This window comes from Pseudomonas sp. HS6, from assembly GCF_023375815.1.
GTDB lineage: Bacteria > Pseudomonadota > Gammaproteobacteria > Pseudomonadales > Pseudomonadaceae > Aquipseudomonas.
Window position 1 is genome coordinate 3,697,169 of the sequence record NZ_CP067412.1, and the last position, 24,890, is coordinate 3,722,058.

The window sequence follows — 24,890 nt, forward strand, 5'->3', positions numbered from 1 at the left end:
GTTTCAAGCGCTTTCATGTCTGTAACAGGAAGGTTACCGGGCCATCGTTGACCAGGTGCACCTGCATATCCGCGCCGAATCTACCTGATGCCACAGTGCCATGCATCTGTTTCGCTTTGCTTAATAGATAGTCGAACAATTCCTCGCCCAGGGCCGGAGGGGCAGCGGTCGAGAAACTCGGGCGCAACCCGCTTTTGGTGTCGGCAGCCAGGGTGAACTGAGAGACCAGCAGCAACCCGCCGCCCACATCCGCCAAAGACAGGTTCATCTTGCCTTCGGCGTCACTGAACACTCGATAGTTAAGCAGCTTATGCAGAAGTTTGTCGGCGCTGGCCTGCGTGTCGTCGGGTTCGACCGCCACCAGCACCAGCAAACCTTGATCGACGCTGCCGACCACCTCTCCCGCCACTTCGACCCGCGCGCCTTTCACGCGCTGCAAAAGCCCCTTCATGCTTCTTCGGGCGGCAGGTCAAGCAGGCGCCGGGCCATGTTGCTGGCGGCACGCACCAGCGCATCGGTGATGCCCGGTTCAGAGGCGGCGTGCCCGGCGTCGCGGATCACCTGCAACTCGCTGTTCGGCCAGGCCTGATGCAGTTCCCAGGCATTGTCGAGCGGGCAAATCACGTCGTAGCGACCGTGGATGATCACGCCCGGCAGGTGGGCGATCTTGCCCATGTCGCGAATCAACTGGTTCGGCTCAAGAAAAGCGTTGTTGGTGAAGTAGTGGCACTCGATCCGCGCAATCGACAAAGCGCGCTGCGGCTCGGAGAAACGGTCGACCACCAGCGGGTTCGGGCGCAGGGTCGCGGTGCGCCCTTCCCAGGTCGACCAGGCTTTGGCCGCGTGCATCTGGGCGATCTGATCGTTGCCGGTCAGGCGTTTGTGGAAAGCGCTGAGCAAGTCGTCGCGTTCGTCCAGCGGGATCGGCGCGATGTAGTCCTGCCAGTAATCGGGGAACAGACGGCTGGCACCGGCCTGGTAGAACCATTCGATTTCCTGCGGGCGGCAGAGAAAGATCCCACGCAGGATCAGACCATGCACGCGCTCAGGGTGAGTCTGCGCATAAGCCAGCGCCAGGGTCGAACCCCAGGAGCCGCCGAACAGCACCCATTTCTCGATGCCCAGGTGTTTGCGGATGCGCTCGAGGTCTTCGACCAGATCCCAGGTAGTGTTGTTTTCCAGGCTGGCGTGGGGGGTGGAGCGACCGCAACCGCGCTGGTCGAAGGTGACAATGCGATACAGGTTCGGATCGAAGTAGCGACGGCTCTGGGCATCGCACCCGGCACCGGGACCACCGTGAATGAACACCACCGGCAAACCTTCCGGTGAACCGCTTTCGTCGACGTACAGCGTATGGGTGTCGTCGACGGCCAGATCGTGCCGTGCGTGAGGTTTGATCTGCGGAAACAAAGTCTGCATTGCGCGCTCCGTAAGGGTCGAGGTCATCCCTGGGGGGACTTCTATTATTCTGCCGTCCGGCATCATAAACCCGATTTACGTCAATGAGCATGCCCGTGCGCTGTCACATTTTGTCAGCCATGAACCCCAGCAGGTTTTCGTAGAGGCGATCGACTTCGGCGACCTGGTGCCGCGCCCGCAGGCAGCCGTGAACCAGCCCTTCACCGTAATACAGCGTGGCCTCGCCCCCGGCGGCGGACAGTCGTTCGGCGTAGCGCACACCGTCGTCGCGCAACGGATCGAACTGCGCCACGGCGATCCAGGCCGGGGGCAATCCGCTGAAATCATCAGCGAGCAACGGCATGGCCCAGGCATTCGGTTGTGGTGTACCGCGCAGGTACAACGCGTGATAACAGTCCACATCGCTGCTGCTCAGTAACGGCGCATCGGCGCATTCGCTGCGTGACGGCAGATGTTCGTCACCGCCCAGTCCGGGATAGATCAGCACTTGGGCCTTGGGTAATGGCTCGCCGGCATCACGCAAGGCCAGGCACAACGCGGCGGCGAGATTGCCGCCAGCGCTGTCGCCGGCCACCAGCATCCGCTCGGAGTCGAAGCCGAACGACCCGCTGCGCAGAGCACGCCAGACACTCAGGCAATCGTCGAAACCCGCCGGGAACGGATGCTCCGGCGCCAGCCGATAATCCACCGCTACCACCATCGCCCCGAGCGCCATGGCCAGTTCGCAGCAGATGAAGTCGTGGGAATCCAATCCACCCACCACCCAGCCACCGCCGTGCAGGTACACCACACAGGGCGGTAACGCCACGGGTGGGCGATAGTCGCGGACCGGCACCGCGCCCAATCGAAAGTCCTCTACCTCAAGCCCTGCCGGGCGCGGCGGAGTGAACGCCCGGCACATGTCGTCATAGCTCCGGCGCAATCCGGCGAAGCTGCTGTCATCGCTGGCGAAGCTTTCGGTTCTGGCGACAAACGCTGCCATCGCCGGCGACAGTGGATAAGTACCCATCAATTTTTCAGACTGGCCTGAACCGTGGCCACGCCATCCTTGCCATCGAAACTGCTGACACCTGCCAGCCAGCGCTGCAAATCTTCCGGATGCTCACGCAGCCAGTTCTTCGCCACTTCCTGAGGTGTCTTGCGCTCCATGATCGGCACCATCAGCTGACTTTCCTGAGCGGCGGTGAAGGTCAGGTTTTCCAGCAGCCGATGGACGTTGGGGCAGCGCTCGGCGTAGTCCGGCGCGGTGACGGTGGAAACGGTGGCGGCGCCTTCGTTCGGACCGTAGACGTCGTCGCTGCCAGTCAGGTAGGTGATTTTCATGTTGATGTTCATCGGGTGCGGGGTCCAGCCGACGAACACCACGAATTCCTTGCGGTTCACCGCCCGCTGCACGGCGGCGAGCATGCCGGCCTCACCGGATTCGATGATCTTGAAATCCTTCAAGCCGAAATGATTGGTTTCGATCATGGTCTTGATCGTGGTGTTGGCGCCGCTGCCGGGCTCGATGCCGTAAATCTTGCCGCCGAGCTGATCCTTGAATTTTGCAATGTCGCCGAAGGTTTTCAGCCCTGCCGCCGCGACGTAGTCCGGCACCGCGAGGGTCGCCTGAGCGTCGGCCAGGCTTGGCTTGTCCATCACTTTGACTTGATTGGCGGCGAGGAACGGCGCGATGTTCTTGTCCATCGCCGGTTTCCAGTAGCCGAGGAAGATATCGAGGCGCTTGTCGCGGATGCCGGCAAAGATGATTTGCTGCACGGCGCTGGTCTGTTTGCTTTCGTAGCCGAGGCCGTTGAGCAGCACGTCGGCCATGCCGCTGGTGGCGATCACGTCGGTCCAGTTGACCACGCCCATGCGCACGGCCTTGCAGGAAGCATCGTCGGAAGCCATGGCGCCGGCGCTGAGCAGCGCGCTGCCGGTGAGGATTAACGCACAACGAGTGAACAGTTTTTTCATGTGGGATCGTCTCGTGCGGCAGCGGGTTATTGTTCGGATCGGTGTCTTCTTGCACCGTGGCCGAAACATTACGCAGCAGGCGAGACGGAAAAGCGACCTGTGGCGACCGGGATTTGCACAGGGGCGACCCAGGCTGCGCACAAAACCTGTGGTCCCCCAAAAACTGTGGGAGCGAGCTTGCTCGCGATGACGGTGGTTCAGTCACTATTGATGTCGACTGACACGACGCCATCGCGAGCAAGCTCGCTCCCACAGGGATCCAGGTGTTCCTTCAGGACTTGTAGTGGTTTTTGCCCCAGGCAAGCAGCCCCTGCAGCAACTCCTTGAGCACCACCCGCGTCGGCTCCGCCAGATCGGCGCGGTAGCGGAACGGTTCGAACTCTTCCATGTAGGTGCACTGGCCCAGCTCCAGTTGCACGGCGTGGATGTTCTCGGCCGGGTTGCCGTAGTGACGGGTGATGTGGCCGCCCTTGAAGCGTCCGTTCAGCACATGGCTGTAATCGCCGTGGCGTGCGCAGATCGCTTCCAGCTGCGTGGCCAACTGCGGATCGCAACTGGCGCCGTTGAAGGTGCCGAGGTTGAAGTCCGGCAGTTTGCCGTCGAACAGGTGCGGAATCACTGAGCGAATCGAGTGCGCATCGAACAGCAACGCGTAACCAAACTCGGCCTTCAGCCGCGCCAGTTCTTCCTGCAAGGTGCGGTGGTACGGCGTCCAGATCTGTTCCAGGTACGTCGCACGTTCTTCTTTCGACGGTTCCTTGCCGTCCTTGAACAACGGGATGCCATCGAACAGCGTCGCCGGGTACAGCCCGGTGGTGGCGCCGGCGTACAACGGTTTGTCGTCGGACGGCCGGTTCAGGTCGATGACGAACCGCGAGTACTCGGCCGCCAGCGTGCTGGCACCCAGCTCGGCGGCGAAATCGTAGAGCTGCGGAATATGCCAGTCGGTGTCCGGCAGGCTTTTCGCGTCCGGGATCAATCCGGCCTCGACCACCGGAGTCAGGCGCACACCCGCGTGGGGCATGCTGATCAGCAACGGCACGCGACCTTGTTTGAAGTTCAGAACCTTATCCACAACCGCTCTCCTACAGACTTGATTCAACGCCGTGACGCACGACGCGTTTGTCCAGTTCACCGCCCAGCCAGTACGCCAGGTCCGCCGGCCGGTCGATGTGCCAGGCGACGAAATCCGCGACCTTGCCGACTTCCAGCGAACCGTGGGTATCGGCCATGCCCAAGGCTTGCGCCGCATGAATGGTTGCGCCGGCCAAGGCTTCTTCCGGGGTCATGCGGAAGCAGGTGCAGGCCATGTTCAGCATCAGGCGCAACGACAGCGCCGGCGAGGTGCCGGGGTTGAGGTCACTGGCGATGGCGATTTTCACTTTGTGTTTGCGCAGGGCTTCCATCGGCGGCAACTGGGTTTCACGCAGGAAGTAGAACGCGCCCGGCAACAACACCGCGACGGTGTCGGATTCGGCCATGGCGATGGCGTCGTCTTCATCCATGAACTCCAGATGGTCGGCGGACAACGCGTGATACCGCGCGGCCAGACTGGAGCCGTGCAGCGACGACAGTTGTTCGGCGTGCAGCTTCACCGGCAGACCGAGTTTTTGCGCGACGATGAATACCCGCTCGACCTGCTCCGGCGAAAACGCCAGGTATTCGCAGAACGCATCCACCGCATCCACCAGGCCTTCGGCGGCCAGCGCTGGCAGCATCTCGGCGCAGATGTGATCGATGTAGTCGTCAGCGCGATCCTTGTATTCCGGCGGCAATGCGTGGGCGGCCAGGCAGGTGCTGCGCACGCTGATCGGCAGCTCGTCGGCGAGGCGACGGATGACCCGCAGGATCTTGCGCTCGCTGGCCAGATCGAGGCCGTAGCCGGACTTCATTTCGACCGTGGTCACGCCGTCGCGCATCAGGCTTTTCAGGCGTTTGGCGGCGCTGGCGAACAGTTCGTCTTCCGACGCTTCGCGCGTGGCGCGCACGGTGCTGGCGATGCCGCCGCCGGCCGCAGCGATTTCGGCATAGCTGACGCCTTGCAGGCGTTTCTCGAACTCACCACTGCGATTGCCGCCGAACACGGTGTGGGTGTGGCAGTCGATCAGGCCGGGGGTGACCCACGCGCCTTGCAGATCGTTGACCGCAGGATATTCGCCGGACGGCAATTGAGTGCGCGGGCCGATCCACTCGATGTGTGCACCGGACGTCACGATGGCCGCATCCTCGATGATCGAGTAGACGCCTTGCGCCATGGTTGCGACGTGGCAGTGTTGCCAGAGGGTTTTCACTGTTGGCCTCCGTTGGATTCTGTTTGGTGGGCAGCCTTCAAAAGCCCCCTCACCCTAGCCCTCTCCCGGAGGGAGAGGGGACTGACCGGGTTGTTCTTTCGAGGTACATCGACCTGAAATATCGAGTCGAACTCAAGCCTTAAAAACCATGAAGATCTGCTCCCTTTCCCCTCTCCCTTAAAGAGAGGGACTGACCGGGTTGTTCTTGCGAGGTACATCGACCTGTGATTCTTGAGTCGAACTCAGGCTCTGAAAACCATGAATATCTGCTCCCTTTCCCCCTCTCCCCCTTGGGGAGAGGGTTGGGGTGAGGGGTGGCTCTTACAGGCTAGGCAGCAGTTTCGCCGGAACCAGCCCAGTCAGAACCCGCGAAGCCAGCAACTCACTCGCCGCATTGATGTCCGGCGCGAAGAAACGATCCTTCTCATAGAACGGTACTTCGCGACGCAGAATCGCCCGGGCCAGTTCCAGTTTGGTCGAGGTCTTCAGACCGTTACGCAGGTCCAGACCCTGCACTGCCGCCAGCCATTCCACCGCGAGAATCCCGCGCGTGTTCTCAGCCATTTCCCACAGACGCTTGCCGGCAGCCGGAGCCATCGACACGTGATCTTCCTGGTTGGCGGAAGTCGGCAGGCTGTCCACCGAATGCGGGTGAGCCAGTGCCTTGTTCTCGCTGGCCAGGGCCGCAGCCGTCACTTGGGCAATCATGAAGCCGGAGTTCACGCCGCCATTGGCCACCAGGAACGGCGGCAATTGCGACATGTGTTTGTCCATCATCAGCGAGATACGACGCTCGCTCAGGGAACCGATTTCAGCGATGGCCAGCGCCATGTTGTCAGCGGCCATGGCCACGGGTTCAGCGTGGAAGTTGCCGCCGGAAATCACGTCGCCTTCAGCCGCAAACACCAGCGGGTTATCCGACACAGCGTTGGCTTCGATGACCAGCACTTCAGCGGCCTGACGGAATTGAGTCAGGCAGGCGCCCATGACCTGTGGCTGGCAGCGCAGCGAGTACGGGTCCTGGACCTTTTCGCAGTTCTGGTGCGAGTCGGAGACTTCGCTGCGTTCACCCAGCAGATCACGGTAAGCGGCAGCGGTATCGATCTGGCCTTTCTGGCCACGGGCTGCGTGGATACGCGCATCGAACGGCGAACGCGAACCGAGTACTGCCTCAACCGTCAGACCACCCAGCGCCAGCGCGCCGGCAAACAGGTCTTCGCCTTCGAACAGACCGCGCAAAGCGAATGCGGTAGAAACCTGCGTGCCGTTGAGCAGCGCCAGACCTTCTTTGGCAGCCAAAGTCAGCGGCGTCAGACCAGCGACTTTCAGCGCCTCGGTCGCTTCCATCCACTCGCCCTTGTAGCGCGCCTTGCCCTCGCCCAGCAGCACCAGCGACATGTGCGCGAGCGGCGCCAGGTCGCCAGACGCACCGACCGAACCTTTCAACGGAATGTGCGGGTAAACCTCGGCGTTGATCAGCGCGATCAGCGCGTCGATCACCACGCGACGGATGCCCGAGAAACCACGGCTCAGGCTGTTGACCTTGAGCACCATGATCAAACGAACCAGCTCATCGCTGATCGGCTGGCCAACGCCGGCAGCGTGGGACAACACCAGCGAGCGCTGAAGGTTTTCCAGGTCTTCGCTGGCGATGCGGGTCGAGGCCAGCAGGCCGAAACCAGTGTTGATGCCGTAGGCGGTGCGGTTCTCGGCGAGGATCTGCTCGACACAGGCGACGCTGGCTTCGATCTGCGCCGAGGCGCTGTTGTCGAGGGTCAGCTTGACCGGGTTCTGGTAGACGTCACGCAGTTGGGCCAGGCTCAGTTGGCCAGGGATCAGGTTCAGCGCAGTCATCTTGTGCTCCTTTTGAGAGTTTCTTGTTAACTAACCAGACGCTCCGGAGATGTCCGTTGTCCGTCGCTTCTCACCTTTTGGGAGCCGCGCCTTGGCACGCTGGCATGGGTATTGTCAGTGCAAATTCGGCAGTACGTGGTGCAGCAAATCCGAGTCCTTCAACACGCTCGCGGCAGCGGCGATATCCGGCGCCAGCCAGCGGTCCTGATCGTAGGCCGGGACCTTCTCGCGCAGCAGTCGCCACGCCACATCGGTGCCAGCGCCGAAGCGTTGTTCCTTGAGAAACTCAAACGCCTGAGCCGCCAGCAGGTACTCGATGGCGAGGATCTGCGTGCAGTTTTCGAGCGCGCGATGCAGCTTCAGCGCGGCGTTGGTGCCCATGCTCAGGTGGTCTTCCTGCAGGCCCGAGGTGACGTAATTGTCGAGCACCGCCGGTTGCGCCAACTGGCGGTTTTCCGCGCACAGCGACGCGGCGACGTACTGCACGATCATCATCCCGGAATTCACCCCTGGATTGGCCACAAGGAACGCCGGCAGACCGCTGACGTGCGGGTTGATCAGTCGATCCAGGCGCCGCTCGGCAATCGAACCGATTTCGGCCATCGCGATCGCCAGCAAGTCCGCTGCCAGCGCTACCGATTGCCCGTGCGGGTTGGCCTGGGACATCACCCGGAAGTCGTCCGGTGTGCCCAGCAGCAACGGGTTGTCGGTGCAGCCGTTGAGTTCGGTTTCGATCTGCTTGATCGCGTGTTGCAGTTGATCGCGCGCGGCGCCGTGCACTTGCGGGATCGAGCGGATGCTCAGCGCATCCTGGGTGCGAATGCCTTTGCTCGTCGCGATCACTTCGCTACCATCGAGCAGCGCCCGTAGATTGACGCCAACCTGCTGCATGCCCGGGTGCGGCTTGAGCGCGATGATCTCGGCGTCGAACGCAGCGATCTGACCGCGCTGCGCTTCAAAACTCATGGCACCGACCACGTCAGCCCATTGCACCAGACGCGTGGCATCGGCGATGGCCAGGCAACTGAGACCGGTCATGCACGGCGTGCCGTTGACCAGGCACAAACCGTCCTTCGCCCCGAGTTGCACCGGTTGCAGGCCTTCTTCGGCCAGCGCCTGTTGCGCAGAGACAACCTGCCCGCGATAGCTGACATTGCCGACGCCCAACAACGCGATGCCGATGTGCGCCATGTGGGTCAAGTAACCCACCGAACCCTGCGACGGCACTTGCGGGGTGATGCCTCGATTGAGCAACGCCAGCAGCGCTTCGACCACCTGACGATGAATCCCGGATTTGCCGTGGCTGTAATTGCGGATCGCAGCGCACATGATGGCGCGGGTCTGCTCGTCGGCCAGTACCGGGCCGACGCCGCAGGCATGGCTTAGCAAGGTGTTGCGCGACAACTGGCTGAGCTGTTCGCCCTGCAGCGAGACGTTGGACAAACCGCCCAGCCCGGTGTTTACGCCATAGGCGCGCTCGCCGCTTGCGACGATGCGCTGGACGATGCCCTGAGCATTTTCGATGCGCGCCCAGGTCTGGGCCGACAGCTCGAGCTGCGCGCCGTGACGGGCTACCGCGACCACATCCTGCCAACGCATCGGGGCGTCGGCGATAACGATTTTTTCAGCCTGGGACATCACTTACCTCAACCGTAATTTTGATGCAGCTTCACCGGCCTTATCGCTGGCAAGCCAGCTCCCACAGGATCTCCGGTGCTCACACAATCCCTGTGGGAGCGGGCTTGCCCGCGATGAGGCCAGTCTGTGTACTGCAAAACTCAGATCAGACCACCGCCGCCCGCCGCTGCACGAAGCGATCGACATACTCGTCCGCCGGCGAGTGCAGGATCTCTTTCGGCGTACCGACCTGGATCAGGCGGCCGTCCTTGAGTATCGCGATGCGGTTGCCGATGCGCACGGCCTCGTCGAGGTCGTGGGTGATGAAGACGATGGTCTTGTGCAGGGTCTTTTGCAGCTCCAGCAACTGATCCTGCATCTCGGCGCGGATCAGCGGATCGAGGGCACTGAACGCTTCGTCCATCAGGATGATGTCGGTGTCCGCCGCCAGGGCACGGGCCAGGCCGACACGCTGGCGCATGCCGCCGGAGAGCTGGTGCGGGTATTTGTTTTCGTAGCCCTTGAGGCCCACGGTGTTGATCCAGTGCAGCGCGCGTTCGGCGCACAGCTGCTTGCTCTCGCCGCGCACTTTCAGGCCGTAGGCGACGTTGTCGAGCACGGACTTGTGCGGCAGCAGGCCGAAGCTCTGGAACACCATGCTGATCTTGTGCCGGCGAAATTCGCGCAGGGCTTCCATGTCGTATTGCAGGATGTCCACGCCGTCCACCAGGATCGCGCCGCTGGTCGGGTCAATCAGGCGGTTGAAGTGGCGCACCAGCGTGGATTTGCCGGAACCGGACAGGCCCATGATCACGAAGATCTCGCCAGTACCGATGCTCAGGGAAAGGTCGTTGACCCCGACCACGCAACCGGTTTCGTTCAGCACCTGATCCTTGGTCTTGCCTTGGCCGACCATCGCCAGGGCGTCCTTGGCGCGGTTGCCGAAAATCTTGAAGACGTTTTTGACTTCGATCTTGCTCACGGTTGCGTTGCTCATTTGCTCACCTCATGCCGTGGCCGACCATACGCCTGGGTAATGCGGTCGATGACCACTGCGAGAATCACGATCGCCAGACCGGCTTCAAGACCACGTCCGACGTTGAGGGTCTGGATGCCCACCAGCACGTCTTCACCCAGGCCACGGGCGCCGATCATCGAGGCGATCACCACCATCGACAGGGCCATCATGGTGGTCTGGTTGATCCCGGCCATGATGCTCGGCAGGGCCAGCGGCAGTTGCACGCCGAACAGTTGCTGCCAGCGGTTGGCGCCGAAGGCGTTGATCGCTTCCATCACTTCACCGTCGACCTGGCGGATGCCCAGATCGGTCAGGCGGATCAGCGGCGGCGCGGCGTAAATCACGGTGGCGAAAATCGCCGGCACCTTGCCCAGGCCGAACAGCATCAGCACCGGGATCAGGTACACGAAGCTGGGCATGGTCTGCATGATGTCGAGCAGCGGCATCAGGATCGAGCGCAGGCGATTGCTGCGCGCCGAGAGAATCCCCAGCGGAATCCCGATCAGTACCGAAATGATCGTCGCGACCATCATCAGGGCGAGGGTCTGCATCAGCTTGTCCCAGAGACCGACCGCACCCACCAGGAACAGCAAACCAACGATCACGGCAGTGGTCACGACTTTGCGCGTGGCGTGCCAGGCAACGCCCGCGACGATGGCCAGCATCAACCACCACGGCGCTGCGCGCAGCAGGCCTTCAAGGTTGACGATGGCCCATAGCAGGGTGTCGGAGATCTGGCGGAACACGTCGCCGTAGTTGGTGACCAGTGCATCGACCCAACCGTTGACCCAGTCGGCGATGGAAAACGTAAAGCGTTCGGGAAACATAAGCGGCTCTCAATCAGAAATCTCAATCAAGCGATTACGGCAAATCTCCCGGCCAGCCTCACGGTTAGCCGGGAGGTATCGACCTACAGCGCCGCGTCGATTTTCTTGGCTGCGTCGTCACTGACCCACGCATGCCAGACCTCAGGATGTTCCTTGAGGAAGATTTTCGCCAGCTTCGGCGACTCGATCCGCTCCTTGGTCATACGACCCAGGTTCTGGTTCAGCAGGTCGATCGGCAGGTTGACCTTTTCCAGCACGGCCACCAGCTCAGGCGCTTGCTCGTGGAACGTCTTGGACAGGCCGACCTTGATGGTCACGCGCTTGTCGACGCCCGGTTTCTCTTCCAGTTTGACCGCGTCGATCTGGCCCATCAGCGGGGTTGGCGACCAGTAGTAGAACAGGATCGGCTCGCCACGCTTGTAGCTCGACAGCACCGCCGCATCCAGCGCCGGGCCGGTGCCCGGGCGGAAGTTGGTGTAGGTGCTTTCCAGGCCGTAGCTTTTCAGCATTTCGCTGTTGTCCAGCTCGCAGGTCCAGCCGGCAGGGCAGTTGTAGAAACGGCCCTTGGAAGGCTCTTCAGCATCCTTGAAGATTGCCGAGTATTTGCCCAGATCAGCGATGTTTTTCAGGTCCGGCGCCTTGGCTTCGATCTTGCGTTTGGCGTCGCCTTCGATCACGTAGCGCGGCACGTACCAGCCTTCAATCGCACCGACGACCGGCGCACCGACACCCACGACCTTGCCGGCCTTCTCAGCCTTGTTCCAGACCTCGCTGCGGCCGACCCACTCTTCGGCGAACACTTGAATATCGTTGCTGCTCAGGGCGTTTTCCATGGTGATGGAGTTGCCCGGCAGGCTGTCGGTCTTGCAGTCGTAACCTTTCTCCAACACGACTTGCAGCACGTCGGTCAGCAACATCGCGCTTTCCCAGTTCAGGCCGGCGAATTTCACCGGTTTGCCGGATTCGCACCAGCCGGCAGCCTGAGTGGCGCCGGCACTGGCCAGCAGGCCCATGGACAGCAATGTGGTCAGCAGGGTCTTGTTCGATTTCATTGTTGTGACGCTCCTAATCATGAATTGGCTTACGGCAGTTCAAGAGGCATCCAGCCCTGTCCACGTCCAAATCAGGCCTGCGCCGCAGCGCGACCGGCCCCGCTTGCTTTAGGTTGTACAACGCTGTCCTGCTCGACCGGCAGAATCAGTTGATCGGGCACGCTGCCATGCCATTTTCTGGCGCACACGTAGTACAGCGCGGCAGGCACTACCAGACCGATGATCCACGAGATATCCACATCACCCAGCGCGGCGACCAGCGGACCGGTGTAGAACTTGGTGGAGATGAACGGCAGCTGCACCAGCACACCGAACACGTAGACGCTGATACCGAGGAGGTTCCAGCGGCCGTAGCGACCGTTCGGATCGGCCAGCGCCGGTACGTCATAGCACTCGCGGGTGATGCAGTAGTAGTCCACCAGGTTGATCGCGCTCCACGGCGTGAAGAACGCCAGCAGGAACAGGATGAAAGACTTGAACGCCCCGAGGAACGAGTGCTGGCCGAGCAGCGCCATCAGCGTCGCCGCACCCACGATGACCAGCACGAACACCAGACGCTGCAAGCGCGTTACTTTCAGGTCACCACGGAAACCGCTGATGATGGTCGCGATGCACATAAAGCTGCCGTAGGAGTTCAGGGTGGAGATGGTCACCTTGCCGAACGCGATGCTGAAATACAGCAGCGCAGCGGTGGCACCGGTGCCGCCCAGACCGACGATGTAAGCCACTTCATGGCCGGCGAATTGCCCGTTGGCCGAAGCCGCCGCGAACACGCCGAGGATCATCGCCACCTGCGCCCCAATTACCGAACCGGCACCGGCAGCGAAGAAGGTTTTCACCGAAGAGGTCTTGCTCGGCAGGTAGCGCGAATAGTCAGCCACATAGGGGCCGAAGGCGATCTGCCAGGACGCTGCGAGCGACACCGCCAGCAGGAAACTGCTCCAGCTGAAGTGACGGATTTCCAGGAGTGCCCCGACGTCCACCTGACTCAGCAGACGGCTGAACAGATAAACAAAAGCGATCACGCCAATGACACTGGCGATCCGGCCGATCCAATGGATCACCCGGTAGCCAAGCACCGTGACCACCACGATGACACTGGCGAAAAGCAGGATGCCAACGGTGTCGCTGACACCAAACAACTGGCCCAGCGCCTGACCCGACAACACCGTGCCGGTCGCGGTGAAGCCGAGGTACATCAGGCACACCAGTACGATCGGAATCGCCGCGCCATAAACCCCGAACTGCACACGGCTGGAGATCATCTGCGGCAGGCCCAGCTTCGGCCCTTGTGCCGCGTGCAGCGCCATGACGCCGCCGCCCAGCAGTTGACCGATCAACAGACCGATCAGCGACCAGAACACATCACCGCCCAGCACCACGGCCAAGGCCCCGGTGACGATTGCGGTGATTTGCAGGTTGGCACCCATCCACAGGGTGAACTGACTGAATAGACGACCGTGTCTTTCCGCTTCCGGGATGTAGTCGATCGAACGCCTTTCGATCAACGGTTTGTTGCTTGCACGATCGGTGTTGCCAGCCATGATTCAACCTCTGTGGATTGTTTTAATTGTTCTGTCCGGTTTACCTGGACCCTGGTGGGAGCTGGCTTGCCAGCGATGACGTCGGCACCTACTACATCAATTCCAGCAGTGCCGCCGCTATCGCTGGCAAGCCAGCTCCCACAGGTTTTTTATTTGCCGGTGATCATTGGCAAGTTCAGGCCCTGCTCCTTGGCGCAGTCGATGGCGATCTGGTAACCGGCATCGGCGTGACGCATCACACCAGTGTGCGGCGACGATGAAATCCGCACCAACCAGATCAAAATGGGTATGAGCGGTGAAGTCGAGCGCCTGACTTATACCGGCACCGGCAACTTCACCGGCACAGGCAATGCGGGTGACAACATCATCACCGGCGGCGCGGGCAACGACGTGCTGATCGGCGGTGCAGGTGCCGACCAGTTGATTGGCGGCGCCGGTATCGACGTTGCCAGCTATGAGGACAGCCTCGCTGCGGGTGTCACGGTCAACATGAAAACCGGTGTCCACACCGGCTTTGCCGCGGGCGATACCTTCTCCGGTATCGAAATCATTCGTGGCAGCAAGAACGGTGATACGTTCTTCAGTGGCGCGGAGGCCAACATCTTTGATGGCGGCGCTGACGGTGGTGTCGATACCGTCGATTATTCGTTGTCGGCGCAGGCCGTGAACATCACCCTTACCACGCTCGGTGCCGGCAGTGGTCAGGGCGGTGACGCGCAGGGCGATACCTTTACCAACATCGAGAAAGTCGTCGGTTCGGCTCTGGACGATGTGTTTACCACCGGCTCTGCAGCCTCCCTGTTGCAGGGTGGAGCGGGTAATGATGTGTACATCATCAACGGTTCACCGAATCAGTCGGTGATTGAGTTGGCGGGTGGCGGTGACGACGAAATACGCACCTCGCTGAGCACCATGACCTTGAGTGCCGAAGTCGAACGCCTGACCTATACCGGCACAGGTAACTTCACCGGTGCCGGCAATGCAGGCAACAACATCATCACCGGTGGCGTTGGCAACGATGTGTTGATGGGCGGTGCGGGCGCCGATGTCTTCATTGGTGGCGCGGGGAACGATACCGCCTCCTACGACGATTCGAGTGTGGGCGTGACCATCAACCAGAAAACCGGTGTTCACTCGGGCATTGCGGCTGGCGATACCTTCGATGGTATCGAAGTCATTCGCGGCTCCAAATACAGTGACACGTTCGTGGCCGGCGTCGGCGCCGACAAGTTCGATGGCGGTACGACTGGCCCGGACAACATGGACGTCGTCGACTACTCGCAGTCTGGCGCTGCCATCAACTTGACGCTGGTCTCCGGCACCGGCACCGGGACCGGTGGTGATGCCGAAGGCGATTCGTTCTCGGGTATCGAGAAGGTGATCGGTTCGGCGTATGACGATGTGTTCAATTCCTCCACGTCCGGTTCCTTCACTTTGCAGGGTGGTGCGGGCAACGACATTTACGTCGTCAACATCGGTGCATCGGCGGTGATTATCGAAGCGCAGGGTGGCGGCGACGATGAAGTGCGTACCAACCAGCTCAGCATGGGCCTGCACAACAACGTCGAACGCCTGACTTACACCGGAACAGGCAACTTCACCGGTCGCGGCAATGCCGGCGACAACATCATCACCGGTGGCGTGGGCAACGATACTTTGCTGGGGGGCGATGGCGCCGACACCTTCATTGGCGGCGCCGGAACCGACACCGTCAGCTATGACGACAGCAGCGTGGCCGTCACGCTTAACTTCAAGACTGGCGTACACAGCGGCATTGCTGCGGGTGATACCTACAACGGCATCGAACTGATTCGCGGCACGCAATACGCCGATACGTTCATCGCCGGTAGCGCAGCGGACGCATTCGACGGTGGCCTGGGCATTGACGTTGTGGACTACTCGCAGTCGAGCCAGGGCGTGACCCTGACAATGGGTGCGGCCGGTGTGGGATCTGGCGTTGGCAGCGGTGGTGACGCCGAGGGTGACAGCTTCGCCGGGATCGAGAAGATCATCGGTTCGGCGTACAACGACGTGTTCATTGCCAATGCCAACTCGACGGGTTTCACCGTGCAGGGTGGGGCGGGCGATGATGTCTACGTTCTCAACAATGCGACCTATGCAGCGATTATCGAACTGGCGGGGGGCGGCAATGATGAGGTGCGCACCAATCAGAGCTATTACGCCCTCAACGCCGGCATCGAGCGTCTGACGTACACCGGCACCGGTACGTTCCAATCGTTTGGTAACGCGCTGGACAACATCATCACCGGCGGGGCGGGTAACGACATCCTCATGGGCGGGGATGGCGCCGACACCTTTATCGGTGGCGAGGGTTTCGATACCGTCAGCTACAACGATATCGGGCCAGTGGGCGTGGTCATCAATCTCAAGACGGGCGAAAACACAGCGATTGCCAAGGGTGATACCTACCAGAGCATCGAGAAGATCGTCGGCTCGGGACGCGACGACACCTTTATTGGCAACGAGCAGGTCAACAACTTCGACGGCGCCCTCGGTCGTGACACCGTCAGTTTTGCTTTTGAGGCTTCTGCGATCACCCTTGACCTGACCCAGCCACTGACCGGCGCTGCCGCCGGCGATACGTACACCAATATCGAAAACTGGGAAGGCACGGTGTTCAACGATACGTTGATCGGCGGAGCGGGTGCCGAAACGTTTATCGGTGGCAAGGGGGCTGACTTCATCGATGGCGGCGCAGGCGTTTCCGATGAAGCCTGGTATATCGGTAGCTCGGCGGCGGTGCAAATCGACCTGTTGGCCAATACGGTCACCGGCGGCGATGCCAGCGGCGATGTCCTGGTCAATATCGAAGGGCTGCATGGGTCGTCTTTCAACGACACCCTGACCGGTAATGCTGCCTGGAACACCCTCTATGGCGGAGAAGGTGATGACCTGGTCTATGGAGGGGACGGTAACGACTCGATTTATGGCGGCCAGTACGAGCCCTACGCTTTCAACGGCCCTGATCGCAGCGGTAAGGCCGAAGCCGACCACCTGTTCGGCGGCAACGGTAACGACAGCATGTTCAGTGCCAACAACGATGTCGGCAGTGTCCTGCACGGCGATGCCGGCAACGACGCCATCACGGTTTATACCGGCACTGCCTACGGTGACGAAGGCAACGACTCGCTGGTGGGTACAGGGCGTGAGTATCAACTGTTTGGCGGTGCCGGCAATGACACCTTGATCATGACGGGGGGCGGCTATGCCTACGGCGGTGAGGGCGGTGATGTCTACAGGGTATATTCGTCGACCTCGGTGATGATCAAGGACGATGGCAGCTTCGGCAATGACAAGGTCGAACTGCAGAACATCCAGTCGTATGCGAACGTGCTCATCAAAACCGACGGCACCAATGCCTTCATCTTCAATGCTGCCGAATGGAACGCCGGCAAACAGGATAACGCCGTGATTCTTGCGGACTGGTACAAGGGCGCCAACACCATCGAAACCTTTACCACCGCCAATGGTGATTCCTTCACTATCCCGGTCGTAGGGCAGGCGATGGCGATGACGGAGTCGTTGATGGTCTGATGTAGCAACGCAGTAATGGAAAACGGCGGGCCTGAGATTCAGGCTCGCCTTTTTTTTTGCCTTTTTTCGTACACAAAAGAAAACCCCCGGCCAGTCCAGAGGAATGATCGGGGGTTTCAGGCAAGCGCTTCGCAGCGCTTACGGGCTCAGCTTATTGGCAAGCTTCGCAATCCGGCTCGTCGATGGCGCAAGCCTTCGGCACTGGAGCAGGGCCGGCAGGCGCTGCCAGGACCGAATCGTCACCGTGGTTGCCGCCGCTGGAAACAGCGTTCAGCTTGCCGGTGTTGATGGTCGACTTCTCGGTGCTGGTCGCGGCCAGGGCACGGAGGTAGTAGGTGGTTTTCAGACCACGGTACCAGGCCATGCGGTAGGTCACGTCGAGTTTCTTGCCCGATGCGCCAGCGATGTACAGGTTCAGCGACTGGGCCTGGTCGATCCACTTCTGACGACGGCTGGCGGCGTCAACGATCCACTTGGTGTCCACTTCGAATGCAGTCGCGTAGAGCTCTTTGAGTTCTTGTGGGATGCGCTCGATCTGCTGAACCGAACCGTCGTAGTACTTCAGGTCGTTGATCATGACCGAGTCCCACAGACCGCGAGCCTTCAGGTCGCGAACCAGGTACGGGTTGATCACGGTGAATTCGCCCGACAGGTTCGATTTCACATACAGGTTCTGGTAGGTCGGTTCGATCGACTGCGATACGCCGGTGATGTTGGCGATGGTCGCGGTCGGTGCGATGGCCATGATGTTCGAGTTACGAATGCCTTTCTGAACGCGGGCGCGAACCGGTGCCCAGTCCAGGGACTCGGTCAGGTCGACGTCGATGTACTTCTGGCCACGTGCTTCGATCAGGATCTGTTGCGAATCCAGCGGCAGTACGCCTTTGGACCACAGCGAACCCTGGAATGTCTCGTACGAGCCGCGCTCATCGGCCAGGTCGCAGGAAGCCTGGATCGCGTAGTAGCTGACCGCTTCCATCGACTTGTCGGCGAACTCGACGGCAGCGTCGGAACCGTAAGGGATGTGCTGCAGGTACAGCGCGTCCTGGAAGCCCATGATGCCCAGGCCGACCGGACGGTGGCGGAAGTTGGAGTTCTTCGCCTGCGGTACCGAGTAGTAGTTGATGTCGATCACGTTGTCGAGCATGCGCACGGCTACGTCGATGGTGCGCTTGAGCTTGGCGGTGTCCAGCTTGCCGTCGACGATGTGGTTCGGCAGGTTGATCGAGCCCAGGTTGCAGACCGCGATCTCGTCCTTGTTGGTGTTCAGGGTGATCTCGGTGCACAGGTTCGAGCTGTGGACCACGCCGACGTGCTGCTGCGGGCTGCGCAGGTTGCACGGGTCCTTGAAAGTCAGCCATGGGTGGCCGGTTTCGAACAGCATGGACAGCATTTTGCGCCACAGGTCTTTGGCCTGGATGGTCTTGAACAGCTTGATCTTGCCCGGGTACTCGGACAGGGCTTCGTAGTACTCGTAGCGCTCTTCGAAGGCCTTGCCGGTCAGGTCGTGCAGGTCCGGTACTTCGGATGGCGAAAACAGGGTCCACTTGCCGTCATCGAAGACGCGCTTCATGAACAGGTCAGGGATCCAGTTGGCGGTGTTCATGTCGTGGGTACGACGACGATCATCACCGGTGTTCTTGCGCAGCTCGATGAACTCTTCGATGTCCATGTGCCAGGTTTCCAGGTAGGCACACACAGCGCCTTTGCGCTTGCCACCCTGGTTAACGGCAACGGCGGTGTCGTTCACGACTTTCAGGAACGGAACCACGCCTTGCGACTTGCCGTTGGTGCCCTTGATGTAGGAACCCAGTGCACGCACCGGCGTCCAGTCGTTGCCCAGGCCACCGGCGAATTTCGACAGCATGGCGTTGTCGTGGATCGCGTGGTAGATGCCCGACAGGTCGTCCGGAACGGTGGTCAGGTAGCAGCTCGACAGCTGTGGGCGCAGGGTGCCGGCGTTGAACAGTGTCGGGGTCGAAGCCATGTAGTCGAACGAGGACAGCAGGTTGTAGAACTCGATCGCACGGTCTTCTTTCTGCTTCTCTTCGATCGCCAGGCCCATGGCCACGCGCATGAAGAAGATCTGTGGCAGTTCGAAGCGCACGCCATCCTTGTGGATGAAGTAACGGTCGTACAGGGTCTGCAGGCCCAGGTAGGTGAATTGCTGATCGCGCTCGTGGTTGATCGCCTTGCCCAGTTTTTCCAGGTCGAAGGAGGCCAGCACAGGGTTCAGCAGTTCGAACTCGATACCTTTGGCGACGTAGGCCGGCAGCGCCTTGGCGTACAGGTCGGCCATTTCGTGGTGGGTCGCGCTCTCGGCGACGCCCAGGAAGCCCAGGCCCTCGGCACGCAGGGTGTCCATCAGCAGACGGGCGGTCACGAACGAGTAGTTCGGCTCGCGCTCGACCAGGGTACGGGCGGTCATTACCAGCGCGGTGTTGACGTCGTTCAGGGCAACGCCGTCGTACAGGTTCTTCAGGGTTTCGCGCTGGATCAGGTCGCCGTCGACTTCAGCCAGACCTTCGCAGGCTTCGGTGACGATGGTGTTCAGGCGACCCATGTCCAGTGGCGCGAGGCTGCCGTCGGCGCGGGTGATGCGGATCGACGGGTGAGCGTTGACTGCGGCTTCGGCCGGAGCGTGGGCAGCGCGTTCTTTCGAACGACCGTCACGGTAGATCACGTAGTCGCGAGCGACTTTCTGCTCACCGGCACGCATCAGGGCCAGTTCGACCTGGTCCTGGATTTCTTCGATGTGGATGGTGCCGCCCGAAGGCATGCGACGCTTGAAGGTCGCGGTGACCTGTTCGGTCAGGCGGGCAACGGTGTCGTGGATTCGCGACGAAGCGGCAGCGGTGCCACCCTCAACTGCGAGAAACGCTTTGGTGATAGCGACGGTGATCTTGTCATCGGTGTAAGGAACGACAGTGCCATTACGCTTGATCACACGCAGTTGACCAGGCGCGGTGGCAGCCAGATCCGAATTCGAATCGGCGGCCTGCGGCAAGGTGCCCTGCGGGTTCTCGCGAGTTGTGTCGGTTTGCATGGGTGTCTCCACGTTCTCTATGTTTGTTTGGGCACCATCACGGTGCCCACCGTTCCGTCCTGAAGCACTACGACCGGCCAGCGCCGGGTAACGACTTCGGGACAGTTCAGGAAGTGGGCCTTGTGGGCGCCGCTTCCATGCCGAAGTCTTCGGTTCGCGCGATACGCGTGAAACCGCATTCCTTTCGGGGAGCAGTTTCGGACTGCAACACCCGTACCGTTTACGCCGTGATCGGCTGAAAACGGTAGCCATCCGCAGGCGCGGTTTGGGCTTGTGAAAATACGTTTGGTTCAACCCGACAATGGCAATAAAAAGCCTTGAATTCACTGTCCGGTTTGTGTTTGGTTTTTAGCGTCAAACCCTATATGTAGGGTTTTTTTGAGCGCGGGCTACAAGATAATGCGTTTTGGGGGGCGATTGCAACGGACAGCCTGTGGATAACCCTGTGCGTAAATTGTGTGCGAAACAGGGAATTCCGTTGTAGGCCGCGAACCTGCTGAGCTAGACCGTTTGTCACTGTTTTCTCTTCGGGAAAAACGCTTCAGCGGATTTTTAAGGGCGCGAACCCTATCACAAAAAACGGCCTTGTCCGAACGCATTTACCGACTTGTGTTCTCGCTGTACGCCGTTTATACAATCGGCCCTGACGCACGCATTCTTATCCTCCTAAAAGATGACAAAAAGACGGGAGGATCCTTTCTTTATTCGCAGCATCGGCAAGCAGAGGTCACCCGTGGAGCAAGAAGCCTGGCAGGTATTGATAGTCGAGGACGACCAGCGTCTGGCCGAACTGACCCGCGAATACCTGCAAGCCAACGGATTGCGTGTGGAGATTGAAGGCAACGGGGCACTGGCGGCGGCGCGGATCATCAAGGAACAGCCGGACCTGGTGATCCTCGACCTGATGCTCCCCGGTGAAGATGGCCTGAGCATCTGCCGCAAGGTACGCGACCAGTACGACGGGCCGATCCTCATGCTGACTGCGCGCACCGACGATGCCGACCAGATCCTCGGTCTCGACATCGGCGCCGATGATTACGTGTGCAAACCGGTGCGTCCGCGACTGTTGCTGGCGCGTATCCAGGCGTTGTTGCGACGCAGTGACGCACCGGAGCCGGTGTCGGGCAAGCCACGCCGTCTGCAATTCGGCCCGCTGGTGGTGGACAACGCCTTGCGCGAAGCCTGGTTGAGCGACAGCGGCATCGAGTTGACCAGCGCCGAGTTCGACCTGCTGTGGCTGCTGGTGTCCAACGCCGGAAGGATTCTGTCCCGGGAAGAAATCTTCACCGCGTTGCGCGGCATCGGCTACGACGGCCAGGACCGCTCGATCGATGTGCGCATCTCGCGCATCCGCCCGAAGATCGGCGACGACCCCGATCATCCGCGTCTGATCAAGACCGTACGCAGCAAAGGTTATCTGTTCGTGCCTGAAGCCTGCGTAGAACTGCCGCTGTGAATTCGATCTTCCTGCGCATCTATGGCGGCATGTGCGCGGCGCTGATTCTGGTGGCGGTACTCGGCGTGCTGGCGCTGCACCTGCTCAACCAGGTGCGCAGCGAGCAATACCGAGAACGTCTGGCCCACGGTACGTTTTCGCTGATGGCTGACAACCTGCAACCGATGAACGAAACCGAGCGCCACCGCGCCTTGCTGGTGTGGGAGCGGCTGCTGGGGATTCCGCTGACGTTGAAGACATTCACCCAGACCGATCTCGATCTGACCCAGCGCACACGCGTGCAGCGTGGCCAGGCCTTGGTCGAGCAGACCGGGCCGCACGCGGCGAAGGTTTACCGACTGGTCAGCGACAAGGAACAGCTTGTGCTGGTGGGCGAGGTACAGCAGATCAGCGAGCAACTGGCTAGGGCGACCATTTATCTGCTGGCCGATGAACTGGTGCGGGTGCCGGTGGGCGAGCAGCCCAAACGCCTGGCGCAGTTGAAGGATGAGAAGGGGTTTGGTTTCGACCTGCGGCTGGTCACCGTGGACGAGGCCGATATGGATGAAGACCAGAGTCGTCGAGTGTCGGAAGGCGATACGGTGATGGCGTTGGGCAAAGGCGGGGATTCGATCCGGGTGTTCGCCGGGATGGTCGGTACGCCGTGGGTGTTGGAAATCGGCCCGCTCTATCAGATGAATCCGTACCCGCCGCAGTGGCTGGTGCTGATCGCCGCGCTAGGTCTGACCCTGATCGGTCTCATCGTCTATTTATTGGTGCGTCAGCTCGAACGGCGTTTGCGCGGCCTCGAAGCAGCGGCCACGCGCATCGCCAAGGGCAGCCTGGAAACCCGGGTGCCGGCACGCGGTGCCGACTCCGTGGGCAAACTGGCGGCGGCGTTCAACGGTATGGCCGAGCACCTGCAACAGTTGCTGGCGATCCAGCGCGAGCTGGTGCGCGCGGTGTCCCATGAGTTGCGCACGCCGGTGGCGCGCCTGCGCTTCGGTCTGGAGATGATCGGCTCGGCCACCACCCCGCAAGCGCTGGAAAAGTATCGCGAGGGCATGGACCACGACATCGAAGACCTCGATAAGCTGGTCGATGAAATGCTCACCTATGCGCGGCTGGAGCAGGGCTCACCGGCGCTGACGTTCCAGCGCATCGACCTCGATGCACTGGTCAATCAGGTGATCGAGGAGCTTGCGCCGCTGCGCGCTGACGTCACGGTGCAACGTGGTTTGTGTCTTTCGGCCGCCGATTGTGATGATGCCTGGGTCGAGGCCGAGCCGCGTTACCTGCATCGCGCCTTGCAGAATCTGGTGGGCAACGCCATGCGTCATGCGCGCTCAAGGGTCACGGTCAGTTATCAGGTCGGGCAGATGCGTTGCCGGGTGGACGTCGAGGACGATGGCCCCGGTGTGCCGGAAAGTGCGTGGGAGAAAATCTTCACACCGTTCCTGCGGCTGGACGACAGCCGTACCCGGGCATCCGGTGGGCATGGTTTGGGGCTGTCGATCGTGCGGCGGATCATCCACTGGCATGACGGTCGGGCGCTGATCGGCAAGAGCAAGAGTTTGGGCGGGGCGTGTTTCAGCCTGAGCTGGCCGAGGAATCAGGAGCGGCGCTGAAACAGCTCAAGCCTGGATGCTGACCAGGCTCAACAACTGCCCGTCGTGCACCCCGAACTGTGCGTCCAGTTCGGTCCCGTGGCGCCATTCGCTGGACAGGTCCGTCAGCAGTCGCAACCGTACCTCACCCTGTTCGGTCCACTCGAGCACTTCGGCGTGCTCGAAATAGAAGCGCTTCTGGACGATCGGGTACAGCGCCTTGAACAGGCTTTCCTTCACCGAAAACGTCAGCGTCACCCACAAGGCCAGTTGATCCCGGGCGCCGGCGGCCATTCGCTGCATCTCCGCCGGCGTGAGGATTTCCCCGGCCAGACGCTCGGCTCGTTCGACGTTGAGCAGGTTTTCCAGGTCCATGCCCAGCCCGCGCCAGTGTTGCTTGTTGGCGACAATCGCTGCCGCCCGGCCGGTGCTGTGGGTGATCGAGCCGCAGATGTGCGCCGGCCATACCGGTGCGCGATCCTCGCCAATGGCCGGGACACTGCTTGAGCCTTCCAGTTGTTGCAGCGCAGCCCGGGCGCAAATCCGCCCGGCCAGAAACTCCGCCTGCCGTTTGGCCACCGAACGCTGGATGCTCGGCGGCGGCTCGATGGCACTGCGGCGGAAGTCATCGCCGAGCAGTTGCGACGGGTCGAAGTGGGTGCTCAGCAGCACGGTGTCCGGCAGCACGGTCGGTAGCGGCCAGTGGGCATCGAGCGGGGTGCAGCAGGCGGGGAGGAGAGGGCTGGAATTCATGGCGGGCATTTTGCCGGGTTGCCTTCAGGCTGAATAGTGCGCTGGTGCAGATCGCTCTCGCGCAGAACGTGGGAGCGATCAGCATACTCCGGCTCAGCCAAAGATTTTCTTGAAGAAGGCCTGCATGTCCGCCCAGGACTTTTCATCCGCAGCCTTGTTGTAGCCGATATCCGGGCCACCGTGATCGCCATGGCTCAAGCGATCCGCGTCGGGGTTGGTAAAGCCATGCTTGGCGCCGTCGAGACTTACGAACTTGTAGTCGGCGCCGGCCTTGTCCATTTCAGACTTGAATGCCGTGACGTTGTCGGCGGTGACCATGCTGTCCAGCGCGCCATGTTCGACGAGCACCTTGGCTTTGACACTGCCGGGTGTTGCCGGGGTCTTGGTGGCGAGTGCGCCGTGGAAACTCACCACGCCCGCCAGCGGTACGCCCTGACGCGCGGCGTTCAACACAACTCCGCCGCCGAAGCAGTAACCGATGGCGGCCAGTTTGCCGGTGTCGGTCTGCGGTTGTTTCTTCAACAGGTCGAGGCCGGCCTCGAAGCGTTTGCTGGCGGCATCGGCATTCTGGGTAGCCGCCTGCATGAACGCCATGGCATCTTTCGGGTGCTCGGTGTTCTTGCCGTCACCGTACATGTCGATAGCCAGCGCGCTGTAGCCAAGCCCGGCGAGATCCCGGGCGCGGCGCTTGGCGTAGTCGTTCAGGCCCCACCATTCATGCACCACTACAACGCCCGGGCGCGGGCCTTTTATGGCATCGTCGTAGGCGTAGTAGCCGATCAGTTTCGTGCCGTCGGCGCTCTGGTAAGGGATTTCCTCGGTCTTGATCGCAGCCGCGCTGAGGCTGCTGAAGGCGAGCAGGGTGAGGGCAAGGAACAGGCGCATGATCGGGTCTCCTGACAATAAAAGGTCAAAA

At 61.2% G+C, this 24,890-nt stretch carries 18 protein-coding genes; 3 read left to right on the forward strand and 15 right to left on the reverse strand.

Annotated features, from left to right (window positions below; all coding sequences use genetic code 11):
- Nucleotides 1–13 precede the first annotated feature (13 nt).
- The 12 genes from dtd to JJN09_RS16700 all read right to left on the reverse strand — a co-directional run bounded on the left by dtd (nt 14) and on the right by JJN09_RS16700 (nt 13,578).
- Nucleotides 14–451: a D-aminoacyl-tRNA deacylase gene (gene dtd, locus JJN09_RS16645; RefSeq protein ID WP_065260939.1), complete on the reverse strand. Its 438-nt coding sequence runs from the start codon at nt 449–451 to the stop codon at nt 14–16.
- Nucleotides 448–1,419, reverse strand: coding sequence for a prolyl aminopeptidase (gene pip, locus JJN09_RS16650; RefSeq protein ID WP_096819940.1), 972 nt, complete (start codon nt 1,417–1,419; stop codon nt 448–450). Before pip ends, dtd begins: the two co-directional genes overlap by 4 nt.
- Before the next feature lie 103 nt (nt 1,420–1,522).
- Nucleotides 1,523–2,428: an alpha/beta hydrolase gene (locus JJN09_RS16655; RefSeq protein WP_302851891.1), complete on the reverse strand. Its 906-nt coding sequence runs from the start codon at nt 2,426–2,428 to the stop codon at nt 1,523–1,525.
- Nucleotides 2,428–3,375, reverse strand: a complete 948-nt coding sequence (locus JJN09_RS16660) for a choline ABC transporter substrate-binding protein (RefSeq protein ID WP_249482691.1) — start codon at nt 3,373–3,375, stop codon at nt 2,428–2,430. Before JJN09_RS16660 ends, JJN09_RS16655 begins: the two co-directional genes overlap by 1 nt.
- 271 nt (nt 3,376–3,646) lie before the next feature.
- On the reverse strand, nt 3,647–4,450 hold the full coding sequence (hutG, locus tag JJN09_RS16665) for an N-formylglutamate deformylase (protein WP_249482692.1): 804 nt from the start codon (nt 4,448–4,450) through the stop codon (nt 3,647–3,649).
- A 10-nt stretch (nt 4,451–4,460) separates the two neighbouring features.
- Nucleotides 4,461–5,666: an imidazolonepropionase gene (hutI, locus tag JJN09_RS16670; RefSeq protein WP_249482693.1), complete on the reverse strand. Its 1,206-nt coding sequence runs from the start codon at nt 5,664–5,666 to the stop codon at nt 4,461–4,463.
- Nucleotides 5,667–5,987: 321 nt separating this feature from the next.
- Entirely contained in the window at nt 5,988–7,520 is a 1,533-nt protein-coding gene (hutH, locus tag JJN09_RS16675; protein WP_249482694.1) for a histidine ammonia-lyase, read from the reverse strand.
- A gap of 114 nt (nt 7,521–7,634) precedes the next feature.
- Complete coding sequence (gene hutH, locus JJN09_RS16680; protein WP_249482695.1) at nt 7,635–9,158, reverse strand: histidine ammonia-lyase; 1,524 nt, start codon at nt 9,156–9,158, stop codon at nt 7,635–7,637.
- Between the two features lie 145 nt (nt 9,159–9,303).
- Nucleotides 9,304–10,134: a glycine betaine/L-proline ABC transporter ATP-binding protein gene (locus JJN09_RS16685; protein WP_249482696.1), complete on the reverse strand. Its 831-nt coding sequence runs from the start codon at nt 10,132–10,134 to the stop codon at nt 9,304–9,306.
- Entirely contained in the window at nt 10,131–10,982 is an 852-nt protein-coding gene (locus JJN09_RS16690; protein ID WP_249482697.1) for a proline/glycine betaine ABC transporter permease, read from the reverse strand. The genes JJN09_RS16685 and JJN09_RS16690 overlap by 4 nt, the downstream gene beginning before the upstream one ends.
- An 83-nt stretch (nt 10,983–11,065) precedes the next feature.
- Nucleotides 11,066–12,034, reverse strand: a complete 969-nt coding sequence (locus JJN09_RS16695; protein ID WP_249482698.1) for an ABC transporter substrate-binding protein — start codon at nt 12,032–12,034, stop codon at nt 11,066–11,068.
- A gap of 71 nt (nt 12,035–12,105) precedes the next feature.
- Nucleotides 12,106–13,578 (reverse strand): cytosine permease, encoded by a 1,473-nt coding sequence (locus JJN09_RS16700; RefSeq protein WP_249482699.1) that lies wholly within the window; start codon nt 13,576–13,578, stop codon nt 12,106–12,108.
- 288 nt (nt 13,579–13,866) lie between these two features.
- Between JJN09_RS16700 and JJN09_RS16705 the strand changes: the two genes are divergently transcribed.
- Entirely contained in the window at nt 13,867–17,133 is a 3,267-nt protein-coding gene (locus tag JJN09_RS16705; RefSeq protein WP_249482700.1) for a calcium-binding protein, read from the forward strand.
- 151 nt (nt 17,134–17,284) lie between these two features.
- Here the strand turns inward: JJN09_RS16705 and JJN09_RS16710 are convergent, their stop codons facing one another.
- The gene (locus tag JJN09_RS16710) at nt 17,285–20,179 is read right to left on the reverse strand and encodes a ribonucleoside-diphosphate reductase subunit alpha (RefSeq protein ID WP_249482701.1); all 2,895 of its coding nucleotides are present in this window, start codon (nt 20,177–20,179) and stop codon (nt 17,285–17,287) included.
- 733 nt (nt 20,180–20,912) lie between these two features.
- Here JJN09_RS16710 and JJN09_RS16715 point away from each other — a divergent pair.
- Together JJN09_RS16715 and JJN09_RS16720 are read left to right on the forward strand one after the other, a co-directional pair.
- Nucleotides 20,913–21,635: a response regulator gene (locus JJN09_RS16715; protein WP_249482702.1), complete on the forward strand. Its 723-nt coding sequence runs from the start codon at nt 20,913–20,915 to the stop codon at nt 21,633–21,635.
- A complete protein-coding gene (locus tag JJN09_RS16720) occupies nt 21,632–23,242 on the forward strand; it encodes an ATP-binding protein (RefSeq protein WP_249482703.1) in 1,611 nt (536 codons plus the stop codon). Before JJN09_RS16715 ends, JJN09_RS16720 begins: the two co-directional genes overlap by 4 nt.
- A 6-nt stretch (nt 23,243–23,248) precedes the next feature.
- Here the strand turns inward: JJN09_RS16720 and JJN09_RS16725 are convergent, their stop codons facing one another.
- Both JJN09_RS16725 and JJN09_RS16730 read right to left on the reverse strand, forming a co-directional pair.
- A complete protein-coding gene (locus tag JJN09_RS16725; protein WP_249482704.1) occupies nt 23,249–23,974 on the reverse strand; it encodes a 4'-phosphopantetheinyl transferase in 726 nt (241 codons plus the stop codon).
- 93 nt (nt 23,975–24,067) lie between these two features.
- Nucleotides 24,068–24,859, reverse strand: coding sequence for a dienelactone hydrolase family protein (locus JJN09_RS16730; RefSeq protein WP_249482705.1), 792 nt, complete (start codon nt 24,857–24,859; stop codon nt 24,068–24,070).
- Between the last annotated feature and the right edge of the window lie 31 nt (nt 24,860–24,890).

What these genes read in the sequence shown, in the direction of transcription:
- dtd (WP_065260939.1), bottom strand. Translation starts at nt 451, where the DNA reads ATGAAGGGGCTTTTGCAGCGCGTGAAAGGCGCGCGGGTCGAAGTGGCG.
- pip (WP_096819940.1), bottom strand. Translation starts at nt 1,419, where the DNA reads ATGCAGACTTTGTTTCCGCAGATCAAACCTCACGCACGGCACGATCTG.
- JJN09_RS16655 (WP_302851891.1), bottom strand. Translation starts at nt 2,428, where the DNA reads ATGGGTACTTATCCACTGTCGCCGGCGATGGCAGCGTTTGTCGCCAGA.
- JJN09_RS16660 (WP_249482691.1), bottom strand. Translation starts at nt 3,375, where the DNA reads ATGAAAAAACTGTTCACTCGTTGTGCGTTAATCCTCACCGGCAGCGCG.
- hutH (WP_249482694.1), bottom strand. Translation starts at nt 7,520, where the DNA reads ATGACTGCGCTGAACCTGATCCCTGGCCAACTGAGCCTGGCCCAACTG.
- hutH (WP_249482695.1), bottom strand. Translation starts at nt 9,158, where the DNA reads ATGTCCCAGGCTGAAAAAATCGTTATCGCCGACGCCCCGATGCGTTGG.
- JJN09_RS16685 (WP_249482696.1), bottom strand. Translation starts at nt 10,134, where the DNA reads ATGAGCAACGCAACCGTGAGCAAGATCGAAGTCAAAAACGTCTTCAAG.
- JJN09_RS16690 (WP_249482697.1), bottom strand. Translation starts at nt 10,982, where the DNA reads ATGTTTCCCGAACGCTTTACGTTTTCCATCGCCGACTGGGTCAACGGT.
- JJN09_RS16695 (WP_249482698.1), bottom strand. Translation starts at nt 12,034, where the DNA reads ATGAAATCGAACAAGACCCTGCTGACCACATTGCTGTCCATGGGCCTG.
- JJN09_RS16700 (WP_249482699.1), bottom strand. Translation starts at nt 13,578, where the DNA reads ATGGCTGGCAACACCGATCGTGCAAGCAACAAACCGTTGATCGAAAGG.
- JJN09_RS16705 (WP_249482700.1), top strand. Translation starts at nt 13,867, where the DNA reads ATGAGCGGTGAAGTCGAGCGCCTGACTTATACCGGCACCGGCAACTTC.
- JJN09_RS16710 (WP_249482701.1), bottom strand. Translation starts at nt 20,179, where the DNA reads ATGCAAACCGACACAACTCGCGAGAACCCGCAGGGCACCTTGCCGCAG.
- JJN09_RS16725 (WP_249482704.1), bottom strand. Translation starts at nt 23,974, where the DNA reads ATGAATTCCAGCCCTCTCCTCCCCGCCTGCTGCACCCCGCTCGATGCC.
- JJN09_RS16730 (WP_249482705.1), bottom strand. Translation starts at nt 24,859, where the DNA reads ATGCGCCTGTTCCTTGCCCTCACCCTGCTCGCCTTCAGCAGCCTCAGC.